Genomic DNA, 16,050 nt, shown 5'->3' on the forward strand with positions numbered 1-16,050 from the left:
CGGATAGGACGTCATCCCTATGAACATCCCGACTTGACGGCAGGTACGCCAGCCGATCGGGAGCGCGTAGCTCAGCTGGTAGAGCAACTGACTTTTAATCAGTAGGTCCAGGGTTCGAACCCCTGCGCGCTCACCAAAAACCACCGAATATCTGAAAATTAAATGCCATTTTCCAGTGTGGAGCAGAAAAGCGTCTCCACCTGCCGAGATGCTTTTGGAGGCCTTTGACGGCGACAAGCGGATTGCCGTTGTTACCTCCACTGATGCTATCGATGATTTGCCTGCCGGCCGTCCAAACAAAGGCCTCGCAGAAGTGTGATGCGAATGAGAGTTCGACGAGGCAGGACGGGTCAAGGTTCTCACAGAGGACTTTTGATGAGCCTCAAGGAAGAATAGCCACGATTGCGGCGCGTAGTGCCTCTCGGTCACGGAGATAAGAGATGCTCGTTGTTCCTCACGGATTTGAAGACAGTGATCTTACGACCAAAATCATCGTTACCGCTGTCTGCGGGGCCGCGATTTTGGTCTACGTTGTCAGTTGGATGAGACGGAAATAAGCGATCGCCGTGGTGGCTGTCTCAAGCTGCCGAGCTTCGTTTCCCGGAAGATATGATTCCCCGGCTCATCAAGGCTGTTGGCGGCGCAAATGCCGGTGCATTTTATGAGCAATCCAGCCAAGGCCCAATCCGGCGCACGCGCCGGTCGCCTTCACGAGAGCATCGTCGATTTGTCCATGACGATCCGGGCGCAAGGTCTGCATCCACTCCAGGCCAAACACGCTGATCATAACGATGATGGCGGCCAGCCAGATCCGCTTGGGATACGCAGCGGCGAACAGGAGGCCGGTGACCATAAACGCCGCCATTCGCTCGACATCCGCGGGCAACGCGGTGTGCGGTCGCAGCTCTATCGGTGAAAGCGTAAAGAAAGCCAGCATGAGCAAAACAAGCCAGGCGACGATGCGAAGGGGCTTTTGTGTCATCCGCTCTCCATAAACGAGTGTTTGCGAGTTGGCGGCCCGAAATTCATTCGTCGCGCCGCCCCGGTGGTCCTTTTACAAGCTTTGATGCCAACACCGTGTCCCGACAATGACGCGCAAGTTACAATTCCGTATGGTTGAAGGGCCTATTCAACCGGAGCTGCATTGCGGTCCAAGCGCCCAAGTTACAGGTGTGATCCTGATTGGTTGCCGGATAAACGCAGCTCCAGGCAGGTCGGATAGTTGATCAAAACATCCAGGGTCCGAGCCCCTGCGCGCTCACCAACAGTCCCGCAATTGTTTCCGCGGAACGGTCGCCTAGCTGCGTGTCATCAAGCTCGCCGGCGTCTCTCCATCAATCTTCGCGAAGGCGCTCCGGCGCTTGTCGCACAGCACGTCTGTTCCTTGAACGCGTCCGCTGAAGCGCCCTGGTCAGTTCGGGCATGGACCTGACCTTACGGTATGTTTTTACTGCCTTTTTCGCCCACAGCGTTAAGCTCGGCGTAACGCTTACTCGCGATCATAGGCCGTCAGTGATTTTCAACGGGATGGGACGGGACGGTTATGGTCGGGGGATTTTCTCTCACTGCGAAGAAGGATTCTCTTCTTTCTATCAAGGTCAAATTTGCGGGGCTTGTTGTCGGCGCAGCCTTGATTTCCTGCGCGGCGGTCGGCGTGATCAGCTACGAGATCGGTAAGAGCGGCTTGATCGACGCCAGCAAGATTAGGCTGGACATGATCGCCGAAAACCAGGCGGCGACGATTTCCTCGGGCATGGTGCGTATCGAACAGGCTCTGTCGGACATTTCGAAGAACAACGCGCTTGGTGACGCGATCGATTCGGCAGCGGCCCTGCTCAACGCGGAAGCACCGGACATCCGGGCAAGTTTCCAGGCACCCGGCATGAGCGTCGAGGAACGCGCCAATTTCGAGGGCGGCGGCCTCAAGCTGATGTATGCGGTGCAGTACGGCAAGATCCACGGTTCGCTGTTCAATGCATGGCAGAACACCGGCGCCAGCGACATCTATCTCGTCAACACCAAGGGCGACATCGTCTTTTCCGCAACCAAGGGACGGGAGTTGCTCACCAATGTCGCGGACCCGGGTAACGAACCGCTGGCGGAGCTCGTCAAAGAGACCGAGGCCGGCGAACTGACCGAAACGCACAAGCTCGGTTTCACTCCCTACGATAGCGAGGATGGCGCGGTGTCGGCATTCGTGGCGCGTCCGCTGGTTTTCAACAGCTGGGGCACGATCAGCCAGAAGGGAACCGTCATCTTCCGGATCTCGGCGCAGAAACTCGCCGCTTTCGTAAAGCCGAAAGGGCTCGGAGACACGATCGACGAGGCGTTCCTGCTTGGCGGCGACGGCAAATTCCGCGCCGGCACGGCACCGGCGGCCATCAAGACGAAGACACCCGCCGATCTGGTACAGGCCGCGGCTGCAGCGAACGCCGGATCCATGTTCGTCACGGCGGGCAATACGGACATGTTCTATTCCTTCACGCCGATCAGCATCTTCGGACAAAAACATCTGCTGGCGATCGGCCAGTCGAAGGAAGCGATTCTCGCTTCGGCCAACACCCTCGCCCTGATGGCATTCCTTGCGACAATTGCCGTCGTGGCCGTCATGAGCATCGCCGGCTATCTGGTCTCGGCAGGGATGACGAAGCCGCTGATCGACCTCGCCGGGCTGATGAACCGCCTGACATCGGGCGACACATCGATCGAGATCGCGTCGACCGCCCGCAAGGACGAAGTCGGCGCAATGGCGCGGGCGCTGGAATCGTTTCGCAAGAACGCGCTGGAAAAGGATTCCATCGAAGCCGAGGCCGTTCAGCGCGACCGCCAGATCACCGAGGAGCGACAGCTTCGCGACGCCGAAAAGGAAAGAAGCGCCCGGGAGCTCGAAATGGTCGTCTCGGCGCTCGGCACCGGCCTTACCAACCTTGCCAACGGCCGGCTTGCCTGGCGTATCGACGAGCCGTTCCCGCAGTCTCTCGACGAGTTGCGGGTCAATTTCAACCGGTCGATGGACCAGCTCGAAACCACGATGAAAGCCATCCGCACCAGCGCGGATTCGATCCGCAGCGGGTCGGGGAGCATGCGCGAATCATCGGAAAACCTCTCGAGACGCACCGAACGCCAGGCGGTCACGCTTGAAGAGAGCGCCTCGGCGCTCGCGGAGATGACCAATTCGATCAACATGGCGCTCGACCGCTGCAATACGGCCGTCGAAGTCACAAGCGACACGATGCAGAACGCCGAGAAATCGTCCAAGGTGGTCAAGGACGCCATCGTCGCAATGCGGCGAATCGAAGGATCGTCCGGTGAAATCCGCAATATCATCGACCTTATCGACCAGATCGCGTTCCAGACGAACCTTCTCGCACTGAATGCCGGCGTCGAAGCGGCGCGTGCCGGCGAAGCGGGCCGCGGATTTGCGGTTGTCGCCGAGGAAGTGCGCGAACTGGCACAACGGTCGGCAAATGCCGCCAAGGAAATCAACCAGCTGATCGGCCGTTCGACGCAGGACGTCGAGGACGGCGTCGCGCTCGTCCTCGAAACCGGCGAGAGCCTCGGCGTCATCGAAACCAATATCGAGGCGATGAACGGGCATATCGGCGTGATCGCCAATACCTCGCGCGAACAGGCGACCCGCCTCGGAGAAATCAGCGCATCCGTCGGCGAACTCGACCAGTTCACGCAGCAGAACGCGGCGATGGTCGAGGAAACCACGGCGTCCGCCTTCTCCCTGTCCGGCGAGGCCGACGAACTGAGCGAGCAGGTCGGGCATTTCTCGGTGAGTGCAGACCACGAGAAGACACGCCGCCAAGCGGCGTGATCCTTTCAAAGCTATCAATGAGCGCGGGGGCATCGCATCATAAAATGCGGTGCCCCTTCCCATTTTTAGGGCCGGTCATTCCGGGGGACGACGGAGATGGCCGAAACGGCCGACGCTCAGATTGCGCTCAGAAGCCGAATGATCGCGCAAGGCCGATGATCTCGCGGATCACGGCATCAGTCGCATACCCGTTGTTCTGGGCAAAATCCCAGACAACGAAGATCACCAGAGCAGCAAGAACGACAAGCGTTTTCATACCGTCAGGATATCACCCGAATCACCAAAGGGAAATGCCCCGACGGAAGGCTGTCCGCCTATCGTTAATCGCGACAGGCGCACCGGCGCGGCCCGGTTCAAAACACCTTGTGCCAGGGATGCCCGGCAGGCGCAGCCTGCGGATGCGATTTCAGGAAATGGTGCAAGACGTGCAGCAGCGTCCTGACATGTTCGCAGTCGCCCTTCTGCTGGGCGGCGCGGATGTCGTCGACGATCATCCGGCCGATTTGTTCGGTGCCGTGCTCGGCATGCGCGAGATATTGGCCGTAAGCAATCGCGGCCATTTCGGGCATGTGTTCATGCTCGGCAATGGCGAGCACTTCCTCTTCGGTGAGGTCGCAAAATCCAAGACAATCTTCGAGCGAGATCATTTGTCAATTAGAGCATATTTTCCGGATCGATGACAGACATGCGGCGTGCGCCCCGCGACGAACCGGCGGTGTGACAAGAACCGTGGAGCCGGTCTACGCTACCTGCAAGTCCGGTCCGGGAACGAACGATTACAGGCCCATGCGTATCGCCACTTTCAATGTGCAAAATCTCCGCCTTAGCGGTTCGCCGGCCGGCGCACGGCTGTCCGGCGCGCAGGACAGGGACGATTCGGGTGCGAGCATGGCGGATGACCGAGCTCTCGATCCGATCGACCGTCTTCTCACCGCAGCGGTTCTGAAACGGGCGGATGCCGATGTCGTCGCGCTGCAGGAGGTCTTCGACCAGGAAACGCTCGACCATTTCCACGACCGCTATCTCGTGAAGGAAGGAGCTGCGCCCTACCCGCACCGTATCTGCATCCCCGGCAATGACGGGCGCGGATACGATGTCGCATTGATGAGCCGGATCGAACCGGAGGACGTGACCAGCCACGCGTCGCTGACGCCCGCCGATCTCGGCCTCGAATGCCTGCCAGGCCGCGATCCCGCCGAACCGGTCTTCCGGCGCGATTGCCTCAGCGCGAGATTCCGCGATCTGGCGATTTTCGCCACCCATTTCAAGGCGCCCTATCCCGACCCGGAAAGCGCGTGGAGCGCGCGGCGGCTGGAGGCGCTGGCGGTCCGTCGGTTGATCGAACGCCGGTTCGAAGGCAAGGAAGACGCCTTCTGGCTGGTTCTCGGCGACCTCAACGAACCCATGGAAGAGCCCCGCGGCGAACGCGCGATCGCGCCGCTGCTCGGGGATTTCTCGAACGATCTCGTGCAGCGCATCCCGGCGGAGCGCCGGTGGTCATATCATTTCGAGGACAGCGGCATCTATTCCCGGCCCGACGCCATGCTCGCCTCGCCCGCGCTAGCGCAGGCATGGCCGGATGCGCGACCCGATTACCTGCGCGAGGGGCTCGGACGGGATGCGGGGCGCTATTCGGGCAAACGCCTGCCCGGCGTCGGCTTCCACCGGCCGCATGCCAGCGACCATGCAGCGCTGGTGATCGAATTCAAAGGCTTGTGACCGCGGATCAGGACGCCGGTCCGCGGTATTTGGCGGTCAGTTCCGGATCCACCTCGCCGCTGTCGTAAACGCCGAGCAACACGCCCTTGCGGCGCGATTTTCCCCGCCCTGCAATGATCTGGTCATCGGAAATCGTCGTGCGCTGGGCCATGCGCCGCGCCCAGCGGGCGAGCCGGTCATACATCATGTCGATGACGTCCTGATGGTCCGGGCTCGCGCCGAGGTCGACATATTCCTCCGGATCGCTCTGCAGGTCGAACAGCATGGGCCGCAGACCGCCTTCGGCATGCATGAACTTCCATTTCTTGTCGGCGATCATGAAGAGGCGCGCATCGCGCGGCGCCATGCCGAGCTTCGCCGCCATCGGCGTCGCCGAATAGTCGTATTCGCTGACCGCGAAGTCGCGCCAGTCCTCCGGCTTTTCGCCACGCAGGAGCAGACGCAGAGACCGGCCCTCGACAATGTGGTCCGGCACCTTGCCGCCGGCCGCCTCGATGAAGGTTGCGGCGAGATCGATGCTTTCGACCAGTTCGTCGCAAACCGAGCCGCGCGTGGCATCGGCCTCCGGCGACGGATCGTAAACGATGAGCGGCACCTTGACCGACTGTTCGTGGAACAGATCCTTTTCGCCCAGCCAGTGATCGCCGAGGTAGTCGCCGTGGTCGGAGGTCAGGACGATCATCGTGTCGTGCAGCCGTCCGGTCTCTTCGAGATATTTCATCAGGCGGCCGAGTTCGTCGTCGCACTGTTTGACAAGGCCCATATAGGCGGGGATCACCTTCTCGCGCACTTCGTCGCGCGAAAACGCCTGGCCGATCGCATTGCCCATGAAGGCGCCGTAGACCGGGTGCGGATCGTCGCGCTCGCCCGGATGGCGGACCGCCGGCAGGATCTGGTTGTGACCGTACATGGCGTGATAGGGCGCGGGCACGATGTAAGGCCAGTGCGGCTTGATGTAGGAGAGATGGCAGAGCCATGGCGCGGTCTCGGTCTCGCGCTGCCGCAGGAAGTCGATCATCCGGCTGGTGAGCCAGGGTGTCTCGGAATCGTCGTTGTCGATGTTGGCGGGCTTGTCGGCATGCTTCATGAACCAGCCCGACGCGATCTCGCCGTCGTCCGCGACGCCGGAATTGGCGAAATCGTGCCAAGGGTTCGACCCGGCATAGCCCTTCGATTTCAGATATTCGTTATAGGGCGAACGTTTCGAGTCGTAGAAGCCGTCCGGGCCTTCGCTCCATAGCCCGTCATCGCGCACGAAAACGTCGAAGCCACATTCGGAAACACGCGCGCCGATGATGCCATCGCGGGCGATGCCCAGACGGGTCATGCCGTCCTCGTCGACCTTCATATGGGTCTTGCCGATCAGCCAGGACTGCATGCCGATCCTGCGCAGGTGATCGCCCAGCGTCTGCTCGCCGACCTTGAGCGGGAAGTTGTTCCAGGCCGCGCCGTGGCTGTGGACGTAGCGGCCGGTATAGAAGCTCATCCGCGAGGCGCCGCAGACCGGCGATTGCACATAGCAGCGCGAAAAGCGGACACCGCGCGCCGCCAGCGCATCCATATGCGGCGTCTCGAGATAAGGATGGCCGGCGCAGCCCAGATAGTCGGAGCGAAGCTGGTCATACATGATGAAGAGGATATTGCGGATCTTTCGCGTCATCGACTTCCAGTGCTCGTCTTACATGCGGGAGCCGTCTTCTCCCGGTTCCGGCGGTCATGTGACTGCAAGTCGGTGCGAAAGTCTATTCCGGCCACCGCCGATTCCGTGGACGTGTACAGGAACGGGCGGCCCGAAGCCGCTGATCAGACCAGCCGGCTCTGTTCCAGCGCGGCCTCGATGAAGCTGCCGAAAAGCGGGTGCGGTTCGAAGGGGCGCGATTTCAGTTCCGGATGGTACTGCACACCGATGAACCACGGATGGTCGGAATATTCGATGGTCTCGGGCAGAACGCCGTCGGGCGACAGGCCGGAGAAGACAAGGCCGCAACCCTCCAGACGCTCCCGATAGTCGATATTGACCTCGTAACGATGGCGGTGGCGCTCCGAAATGTCGGTCGTGCCGTAGATATCAGCGATCTTCGTGCCTTCCTTGAGGGTCGCCTTGTAGGCGCCGAGGCGCATGGTGCCGCCAAGATCGCCGGCCTGAGTGCGCTTTTCGAGCATGTTGCCCTTCAGCCATTCGGTCATCAGGCCGACGACCGGTTCCTTGGCGGGGCCGAATTCGGTGGAAGACGCGCCCGCGATGCCGGCAAGCGAGCGCGCCGCCTCGATACAGGCCATCTGCATGCCGAAACAGATGCCGAAATAGGGAACCTTGCGTTCGCGCGCGAAGGTGGCCGCGGCGATCTTGCCTTCGGCGCCGCGTTCGCCGAAGCCGCCCGGCACGAGAATTCCGTGCACGTTCTCCAGATAGGTCGCCGGGTCCTCGCTTTCGAAGACCTCCGACTCGATCCATTCCAGATTGACCTTCACCCGGTTGGCCATGCCGCCGTGATGGAGCGCCTCGATCAGCGATTTGTAGGCGTCTTTCAATCCGGTGTACTTGCCGACGATGGCGATGGTCACCTCGCCTTCCGGATTGTGGACCCGGTCGGAGACGTCTTCCCAGACCCCCATGCGCGGCTGCGGCGCGGGCTCGATACCGAAGGCGGCCAGCACCTCCTCGTCGAGGCCTTCATCGTGATAGGCTTTCGGAACATCGTAGATCGAAGCGACATCGAGCGCCTGGATGACGGCGGATTCGCGCACATTACAGAACAGCGAAAGCTTCTTGCGCTCGGCTTCCGGGATTTCACGGTCGGCGCGCACGAGCAGGATGTCCGGCGCGATGCCGATGGAGCGCAGTTCCTTGACCGAATGCTGGGTCGGCTTGGTTTTCAGTTCGCCGGCGGCCGGAATATAGGGCATCAGCGTCAGGTGGACATAGACCGCATTGCCGCGCGGCAGGTCGTTGCCGAGCTGGCGGATCGCTTCCATGAAGGGCATGGCCTCGATGTCGCCGACGGTGCCGCCGATCTCGCACAGGACGAAATCGTAGCCCTTGTTGCCGTCGATGACGAAATTCTTGATCTCGTCGGTGACGTGCGGAATGACCTGCACCGTCGCGCCGAGATAATCGCCGCGGCGCTCCTTGGCGATGATGTTCTGGTAGATGCGCCCGGTGGTGATGTTGTCGTTCTGGTTTGCCGAGCGGCCGGTGAACCGCTCGTAGTGCCCCAGATCGAGGTCGGTTTCGGCGCCGTCGTCAGTGACGAAGACCTCGCCGTGTTGATACGGCGACATCGTGCCGGGATCGACATTGAGGTAGGGGTCGAGTTTCTTCAGCCGGACGCTGTAGCCGCGCGCCTGCAAAAGCGCGCCGAGAGCGGCGGAGGCGATACCTTTTCCAAGGGAAGAAACCACGCCACCAGTGATGAATACATACCGTGCCATGGGACTCGACGGATATCCCCTCGAAAACGATTCCGCAAAGGAAAAAACGCCTCGCGTGGATTTACCCACACGAGGCGTCGGTGACTGGAATAAAGATCAGTTGTTGGGAACCGCAGGAGCGGCAGGGGTTTCCGGCGTCGCCGGCGCGTCTGCGCCTGCAGCCGGCGCTTCACTGCCGGCCGCCGGAGCCTGGTCCTGTCCGCCGAGAAGATCGAGAACGCCGCCGGAGTTCGGAACGGGCTGTTCCGTTCCATTCTGCTGCTGCACCTGCGCGGGAACACGGTCGAGAATATCGGTCGGATTCGCGCCGTAGCGTGCGATCAGGCCAAGACCGATCGAGGTCGCGAAGAATGCCGCCGCCAGAATCCCTGTCGTGCGGGTCAGCGTATCGGCCGCACCGCGCGCCGACATGAAGCCGCCGGTTCCGCCACCGCCCATGCCGAGCGCACCGCCTTCGGAGCGCTGCAGGAGCACGACGCCCACAAGGGCGACCACGACCATGAGATGGATGACTATCAGGACGGTTTGCATTTGGTTTGTCTTGTTCTTTCGTTTCGCCGCGCGTCTCTACACGCTCAACCCGGTAATTTGAAGGCCTTATCGGCCCGTCATGCGTTTATTCCGTCACAGATGGCGAGAAAGTCCGCCGCTTTCAAGCTTGCGCCGCCGATGAGGCCGCCATCGACATTGGCAATGGCGAAGATTTCTGCCGCATTGCCGGGCTTCACCGATCCGCCGTAAAGAATGCGCACAGCCTCACCTTCGGCGCCAAAACGCGAAGACATCGTCTTGCGGATGAATGTGTGCATCGCGCCAATGTCATCGTTCGACGGAACGAGGCCGGTGCCGATCGCCCAGACCGGCTCGTAAGCGATGACCGCATTGGTGGCCGTCATGGCGGCGGGAACCGAACCGGCAAGCTGTGCGCCGACGACCTCCTCCGCCTTGCCTGCCTCGCGTTCCTCGCGGGTTTCGCCGACACAGATGATCGCCGTCAGGCCGGCGCGCCAGACAGCCTCCGCCTTGGCTGCGACAACCGCATCGGTTTCGCCGTGATCGGTGCGGCGCTCGGAATGGCCGACGATGATGAAGGACGCTCCGGCGTCGGCAAGCATTTCGGCGGAGATGTCACCGGTATGCGCGCCGCTTTCCTTCGCATGGCAGTCCTCGCCGCCAATGGACAGCGCGCTTTCGGCGGCCACCGCGGCGGCACGCTCGACCAGGGTCGCGGGCACGCAAAGCAGCGTTTCATGCGGAAGGGTGTCTTCGGCATCCAGTCCCGCGCAGACATCGCCGATCTCGTCGAGCGAAGCGGCAGTGCCGTTCATCTTCCAGTTTCCTGCAACGATTGGTGTCACGCCCGGCGTCATGGCTTTCCCTTTCTCATATCCTCGCGTCCTGTTAACGCTTCGGCGCTCCGAGGAAAAGGCCCGCCCGCCCCCGGACGTGCTTGCGTCGCCCGCCAAGCACTCCTAAAAAGCGCGGGAAACGAAATCAGGTCCATCAAACATGCTCGACGGTCTCCGCAAATCCTCCCAGTCCTGGGTCGCCAAGGCGCTTCTCCTCCTGCTCCTTGCGAGTTTCGGTATTTGGGGCGTATCGGGCCAGATGCTTAGCGGCGTCGCCGCCGATGCCGTCGTGACAGCCGGAAAGACAAAGGTTTCCGGGCTTGACTACCGCCTCGCCTATGACAGGCAGATCAACGTCTACTCGCGCCAGCTCGGCGAACGGATCACACGCGACCAGGCGCGCGCCTTCGGCATCGACCGCGCCGTGCTCGGACAGATGGTCGCAGGCGCCGTCCTGGACGAGCAGTCACGGGTGATGCAGCTCGGCCTTTCGCAGGACCGTCTCGCCAAGCTGATCGCCGAGGATCCGGCGTTCCAGGGCGTGAACGGCAAATTCAGCCGCGACAATTTCCGAATGGCGCTGCGAAGCATCGGCATGGACGAAGCCGATTATATCCGCAATCGCGAAGAGGTCGCCGTCCGCCAGCAGATCGTGGAAGCGGTTTCCGACGGCATCAAGGCGCCGCAGGTGATGCTGGAAGCATTCGCCAAGCACAGCGGGGAAAAACGCGACGTCGAGTTCATCACTGTCGGCGAAGGCTCGATCGAGCCGGTCACGGCGCCGGACGAAGCGACGCTGAAGTCGTATTTCGAAACCAAGAAGAACGCCTACCGCGCGCCGGAATACCGCAAGATCGAATATGTGCGCCTGACGCCGGAAGCGATCATCGACGAGGCGTCGGTTTCAGAAGACGACATCAAGGCCGATTACGAGGCCCACAAGGACAAGTACACCACGGCGGAGACGCGGACGATCGAGCAGATCGTCTTTCCCGACGAGGCAGCCGCCACGGCCGCGCATCAGCGCATCCTCGCCGGGCAGAGCTTCGAGGATGCCGTCAAGGACGCCGGCAAGACGATGGCCGACGTCCAGATCGGGACTTTCGAGAAATCCGCCCTGCCCGAGCCGGCCGTTGCCGACGCGGCCTTCGCGCTCGCCAATCCCGGCGACGTCAGCGACGTGGTCGCCGGCGCCTTCGGACCGGTCATTCTGCGCGTGACCGCGATCAATCCCGCTTCCGTCGAGCCGCTCGACAAGGTGAGCGGCCAGATTCGGCACGAACTCGCGCTTATTACCGCTAACGACACGCTGCTCAACATTCACGACGCCTATGAGGATGCGCGCGCCGCCGGCGACACCATGCAGGAGGCGGCTGCCCGCCAGAAGCTTCCGATGCAGATCATCGAGGCCGTCGACGCCGAGGGCCGAACGCCGTCCGGCGAGACGGTGACCAGCGTGCCGGAACAGAAGGACATGATCGCCGCCGCGTTTGATAGCGAGGTCGGCGTCGACAATCCGCCGATCAATGCCGCCAATAGCGGGTTCCTCTGGTACGAGGTCGTCGACGTGACGCCTGCGCGCGACCGTAGCTTCGACGAGGTCTCCGACAAGGTGAAGGCGGACTGGATGGCCGAGGAAACCCAGCGCCGTATCGCCGACAAGGCAAAGGCGCTCGCGGACCGGCTGGCGAAGGGCGAAACCCTTGCCGCGATCGCCGAATCCGAAGGCCTGAACGTTCAGAACAAGTATGGCCTGCAGCGCGGCGCCAACGACGCCGATCTCGGCGCCAACGGTATCGCCGAAATCTTCGACGGCGGCCCGCAGCACAGCGGAACCGCGCCGGCGCCGTCCGGCAACGCCTATCAGGTGTTCAGGGTGACCGGCGTATCGGAAGCCGTCGGCGGCGCCGAAAACCTCGGCGCGGGCGTTCGCGACGGCGTACGCAAGAGCATCGCCGACGATCTGCTTGACCAGATGGTCGCCGAACTGCAAACGATCTACCCGGTTCAGGTGAACCAGAATGCGATGCAGCGCGCGATCAGCGCACGGTAAAAAGGTTCCCATGGACGATCTCAAACCCTTCATTGCGAAAGCGGCGAACGGCGAGGCTCTTTCGAGAGAGGAAGCGCGCGCCGCGTTCGACGTGATGATGTCGGGCAACGCCACGCCGTCCCAAATCGGCGGCTTCCTGATGGCGCTCAGGGTGCGCGGCGAGACGGTCGAGGAAATAACCGGCGCCGTCACCGTCATGCGCGAGAAGATGACACGGGTCGACGCCCCGGCGGGCGCCATCGACATTGTCGGCACCGGCGGTGACAATTCCGGCAGCTACAACGTGTCGACCTGTGCCGCTTTCGTCGCCTGCGGCGCGGGCGCGACGATCGCCAAGCATGGCAACCGCTCGCTTTCCTCGAAATCCGGCTCCGCCGAGGCGCTCGCCGAACTCGGATTCGATCTGGAAGCCAGTCCGGCGACGATCGGCCGATGCATTCGCGAAGGCGGGCTCGGCTTCATGTTCGCTCCGGCGCACCACGCGGCCATGCGTCATGTCGGTCCGAGCCGGGTCGAACTGGGCACGCGCACCATCTTCAACCTGCTCGGCCCGCTCTCCAACCCGGCCGGCGTCACGCGCCAGGTGGTCGGCGTCTTTTCGCCGGAATGGGTGGAACCGCTCGCCGAGGTTCTCAAGGCGCTCGGATCGGAACATGTCTGGGTCGTACATGGCGACGGGCTGGACGAACTGACGACATCCGGCACGACGCAGGTAGCGGAACTCAAGGGCGGCGCCATCTCGACCTTCACGATCACGCCTGAGGATGTCGGGCTGAAGCGTGTCGGGATCGCGGACCTCAAGGGCGGCGATCCGAAGGCGAACGCGGCAGCACTGCGCGAGGTCCTCTCCGGCGCGAAAAACGCCTATCGCGATATCGCCTGCCTCAACGCCGCGGCCGGGCTCATCGTTGCCGGGCTCGCCGGCGATCTCGCGGAAGGACTGCGGAAGGCCGAAGATTCGATCGACCAGGGTCACGCCAAGGCCGTCGCAGACAGGGCGACGCGACTGTCACGTGGCGAAACGGTTTAAGGTGTCTGCATAGATGACTGATATCCTTAAAAGAATAGAGGCTTACAAACGCGAGGAAATCGCCGCCGCGAAAGCCGCTCTCCCCGTGGCGGAGCTCAAGGCGCAGCTTGCCGACGCTGCACCGCCGCGTGGATTTCTCGCCGCGCTCGAAGCGCGCAAGACCGACGGCACGTTCGGCCTGATCGCCGAGATCAAGAAGGCGAGCCCGTCCAAGGGGCTGATCCGCGCCGATTTCGATCCGCCGGCGCTGGCGGCGGCCTATGAACGCGGCGGAGCGGCCTGTCTCTCCGTCCTGACCGACAAGCCCTCCTTCCAGGGATCTCCCGATTTCCTGGCGGCGGCGCGCGCGGCCTGTTCGCTGCCCGCCTTGCGCAAGGACTTCATGTTCGAGCCCTACCAGGTCTACGAGGCCAGGCACTGGGGCGCCGACGCGATCCTCATCATCATGGCATCGCTGAGCGACGACGAGGCACGCGCGCTCGAGGATGCCGCCTTCGAACTGGGCATGGACGCGCTGATCGAGGTCCATGACGAGGATGAGACCGAGCGCGCGCTCAAGCTGTCGTCAAAGCTGCTGGGCGTGAACAACCGCAATCTGCGCACGTTCGAGGTCGATCTCGCGACCTCCGAGCGGCTCGCTTCCATGGTGGGCGGCGACAGGCTGCTGGTCGGCGAAAGCGGCGTTTTCACCCATGACGACTGCCTGCGCCTGGCGCGGTCCGGCATCTCGACATTCCTCGTCGGCGAAAGCCTGATGCGACAGGACGACGTCGAGGCGGCGACGCGCGCCCTGCTGACCGGCAACGCGGCGGCAGACCGGAAGACGGCCTGACATGACAGACGCGAAAACCGGGACAACCGGCAATCTCACCCATCTGAGTGCCGAAGGCGCGGCCAACATGGTCGATGTCGGCGGCAAGGACGACACGGTGCGCGAGGCGGTCGCCGAAGGTTTCGTGACGATGACGCGCGAAACGCTCGATACGATCCTCGCCGGCAACGCGAAGAAGGGCGACGTTATCTCGGCGGCGCGCATCGCGGGCATCATGGCCGCCAAGAGAACCCATGAACTGATCCCGCTTTGCCATCCGCTTCTACTGAACAAGGTGTCCGTCGACATCGAGCCGCACCCCGATCTTCCCGGATTGAGGGTCGAAGCCCTCGCCCGGCTTAGCGGCAAGACCGGCGTGGAGATGGAAGCGCTGACGGCCGCGTCCGTCGCCTGCCTGACGATCTACGACATGGCCAAGGCGATCGACAAGGGCATGGAAATCGGGCCCGTCCGCCTGCTGTCCAAGACCGGCGGAAAGTCAGGCACATGGAAACGGGGCGCGGATTGAGCGGTACGCTGATACCCGTCGCCGAAGCGCGCGCGCGGCTGCTGTCGGACGCCGGGGCGCTGGAAAGCGAAACCGTTGCCATCGACAATGCAGGCGGCCGCGTCCTTGCCGGTGACCTCAAGGCGCTGCGCACGCAACCGCCGATGTCCGTATCGGCAATGGACGGCTATGCGATACGCGCCGCCGATATCGAAACCGCACCGTCGGAGCTCACCGTAATCGGCGAGGTGGCCGCGGGGCACCCGTTCGAGGGCGCCGTCGGCCCGGGCGAGGCCGTGCGGATTTTTACCGGCGGCGTCGTGCCCGCGGGCGCCGACACGGTCACCATCCAGGAAAACGTGACCGTGCTCGACGGCGGCCGCGTTCGAGCCAACCAGGCCGAGCCGACGGGTCGCAACATTCGCCGGGCCGGGCTCGACTTCACCGAGGGCGAGACCGTACTTGCCGCCGGTACGATGCTCGATGCCGGCGCCTTGTGCCTTGCGGCCGCGGCCAACCACCCCGCCCTCGCCGTCGTCCGCCGGCCGCGCGTCGCGATCCTCGCCACCGGCGACGAATTGCTGCCGCCGGGTTCCGAACCCGGCCCGGGCCAGATCATCGCCTCCAACGGATATGGCGTCGCCGCGATCGCACGCGATGCCGGCGCGGAGGTGCTCGATCTCGGCATCGTGCGCGATCGCGAGGACGAGCTTGCCGACGCGCTCGACCGCGCGGAGAATTCGGGCTGCGACATCCTTGTCACGCTCGGCGGGGCTTCCGTCGGCGACCACGATCTCGTCCAGAAGGTCTTTGTCGCCAAGGGCATGTCGCTCGGCTTCTGGAAGATCGCCATGCGCCCCGGCAAGCCGCTGATGTCCGGGCAATATGCCGGGATGCGCATTCTCGGCCTGCCCGGCAATCCGGTGTCGTCACTCGTCTGCGCCCATCTGTTCATGAAGCCGCTGATCGAAAAGCTCGGCAACCGGCCTTTCAGCCAGAGGCGGGAGACTGCGATCCTTGCCGCGCCGCTTCCGGCCAATGACAAGCGCGAAGACTATATGCGCGCCGAAGCGTGGCGCGACGCGTCGGGGGCGCTCCACGTCAAGGCGTTCGCATTGCAGGATTCCTCCATGATCAGCACATTCGCGCTGTCGGACGCGCTGATCGTACGGGCGCCGAAAACGCCACCCGCCGACACCGGCGACAGCGTCGACTCCATTCTTCTGAAATCGATCTAAATTCGCCTCTCATTTAAACGATTGTTAAACACTTGCAGAACACATATGGAACAGATATAGGCCGTTCTGTGTTTGTTTATATTTGAT

14 protein-coding genes and 1 tRNA gene are annotated in these 16,050 nt (G+C 62.8%); 8 read left to right on the forward strand and 7 right to left on the reverse strand.

The features are described 5' to 3' along the window. Positions 1–60 precede the first annotated feature (60 nt). Positions 61–136 (forward strand) — tRNA-Lys (locus tag IG169_RS21215). A gap of 489 nt (positions 137–625) precedes the next feature. Here the strand turns inward: IG169_RS21215 and IG169_RS21220 are convergent. Continuing rightward, a complete protein-coding gene (locus tag IG169_RS21220) occupies positions 626–982 on the reverse strand; it encodes a VanZ family protein (protein WP_193178263.1) in 357 nt (118 codons plus the stop codon). 672 nt (positions 983–1,654) lie between these two features. Here IG169_RS21220 and IG169_RS21225 point away from each other — a divergent pair. Then, positions 1,655–3,823: a methyl-accepting chemotaxis protein gene (locus tag IG169_RS21225; RefSeq protein ID WP_343225689.1), complete on the forward strand. Its 2,169-nt coding sequence runs from the start codon at positions 1,655–1,657 to the stop codon at positions 3,821–3,823. 127 nt (positions 3,824–3,950) lie between these two features. Here the strand turns inward: IG169_RS21225 and IG169_RS24280 are convergent, their stop codons facing one another. Next, positions 3,951–4,079 carry a hypothetical protein gene (locus tag IG169_RS24280; RefSeq protein ID WP_281435953.1) on the reverse strand — a complete coding sequence of 43 codons (129 nt, stop codon included), beginning with the start codon at positions 4,077–4,079 and terminating at the stop codon, positions 3,951–3,953. A 97-nt stretch (positions 4,080–4,176) separates the two neighbouring features. Next, entirely contained in the window at positions 4,177–4,470 is a 294-nt protein-coding gene (locus IG169_RS21230; protein ID WP_193178265.1) for a hypothetical protein, read from the reverse strand. Positions 4,471–4,609: 139 nt separating this feature from the next. On the opposite strand from IG169_RS21230, the gene IG169_RS21235 reads away from it, so the two are divergent. Beyond that, complete coding sequence (locus IG169_RS21235; protein WP_193178266.1) at positions 4,610–5,542, forward strand: endonuclease/exonuclease/phosphatase family protein; 933 nt, start codon at positions 4,610–4,612, stop codon at positions 5,540–5,542. A gap of 7 nt (positions 5,543–5,549) precedes the next feature. On the opposite strand, the gene IG169_RS21240 is transcribed toward IG169_RS21235, so the two are convergent. The 4 genes from IG169_RS21240 to tpiA form a co-directional block, all read right to left on the reverse strand. Continuing rightward, positions 5,550–7,202, reverse strand: a complete 1,653-nt coding sequence (locus tag IG169_RS21240; RefSeq protein ID WP_193178267.1) for a sulfatase-like hydrolase/transferase — start codon at positions 7,200–7,202, stop codon at positions 5,550–5,552. A gap of 143 nt (positions 7,203–7,345) precedes the next feature. After that, a complete protein-coding gene (pyrG, locus tag IG169_RS21245; protein WP_193178268.1) occupies positions 7,346–8,974 on the reverse strand; it encodes a CTP synthase in 1,629 nt (542 codons plus the stop codon). A gap of 96 nt (positions 8,975–9,070) precedes the next feature. Continuing rightward, positions 9,071–9,505, reverse strand: coding sequence for a preprotein translocase subunit SecG (gene secG, locus IG169_RS21250; RefSeq protein WP_193178269.1), 435 nt, complete (start codon positions 9,503–9,505; stop codon positions 9,071–9,073). Between the two features lie 77 nt (positions 9,506–9,582). Continuing rightward, positions 9,583–10,344 (reverse strand): triose-phosphate isomerase, encoded by a 762-nt coding sequence (gene tpiA / locus IG169_RS21255; RefSeq protein ID WP_193178270.1) that lies wholly within the window; start codon positions 10,342–10,344, stop codon positions 9,583–9,585. A gap of 139 nt (positions 10,345–10,483) precedes the next feature. Here tpiA and IG169_RS21260 point away from each other — a divergent pair, with 139 nt between their 5' ends. Genes IG169_RS21260 through IG169_RS21280 form a run of 5 tightly spaced genes read left to right on the forward strand, consistent with a single transcriptional unit; the run spans position 10,484 to position 15,963 of the window. Beyond that, a complete protein-coding gene (locus IG169_RS21260) occupies positions 10,484–12,376 on the forward strand; it encodes a peptidylprolyl isomerase (RefSeq protein ID WP_193178271.1) in 1,893 nt (630 codons plus the stop codon). A 10-nt stretch (positions 12,377–12,386) separates the two neighbouring features. Next, on the forward strand, positions 12,387–13,406 hold the full coding sequence (gene trpD, locus IG169_RS21265) for an anthranilate phosphoribosyltransferase (protein WP_193178272.1): 1,020 nt from the start codon (positions 12,387–12,389) through the stop codon (positions 13,404–13,406). Positions 13,407–13,419: 13 nt separating this feature from the next. After that, the gene (gene trpC, locus IG169_RS21270) at positions 13,420–14,238 is read left to right on the forward strand and encodes an indole-3-glycerol phosphate synthase TrpC (protein WP_193178273.1); all 819 of its coding nucleotides are present in this window, start codon (positions 13,420–13,422) and stop codon (positions 14,236–14,238) included. A 1-nt stretch (position 14,239) separates the two neighbouring features. Continuing rightward, the gene (gene moaC / locus IG169_RS21275) at positions 14,240–14,746 is read left to right on the forward strand and encodes a cyclic pyranopterin monophosphate synthase MoaC (RefSeq protein WP_193178274.1); all 507 of its coding nucleotides are present in this window, start codon (positions 14,240–14,242) and stop codon (positions 14,744–14,746) included. Beyond that, positions 14,725–15,963, forward strand: coding sequence for a molybdopterin molybdotransferase MoeA (locus IG169_RS21280; RefSeq protein WP_193178275.1), 1,239 nt, complete (start codon positions 14,725–14,727; stop codon positions 15,961–15,963). The genes moaC and IG169_RS21280 overlap by 22 nt, the downstream gene beginning before the upstream one ends. The last annotated feature ends 87 nt before the right edge of the window (positions 15,964–16,050 follow it).

Origin of the sequence: Oricola nitratireducens, assembly GCF_014904745.1 — a bacterium.
GTDB classification, from domain to species: domain Bacteria; phylum Pseudomonadota; class Alphaproteobacteria; order Rhizobiales; family Rhizobiaceae; genus Oricola; species Oricola nitratireducens.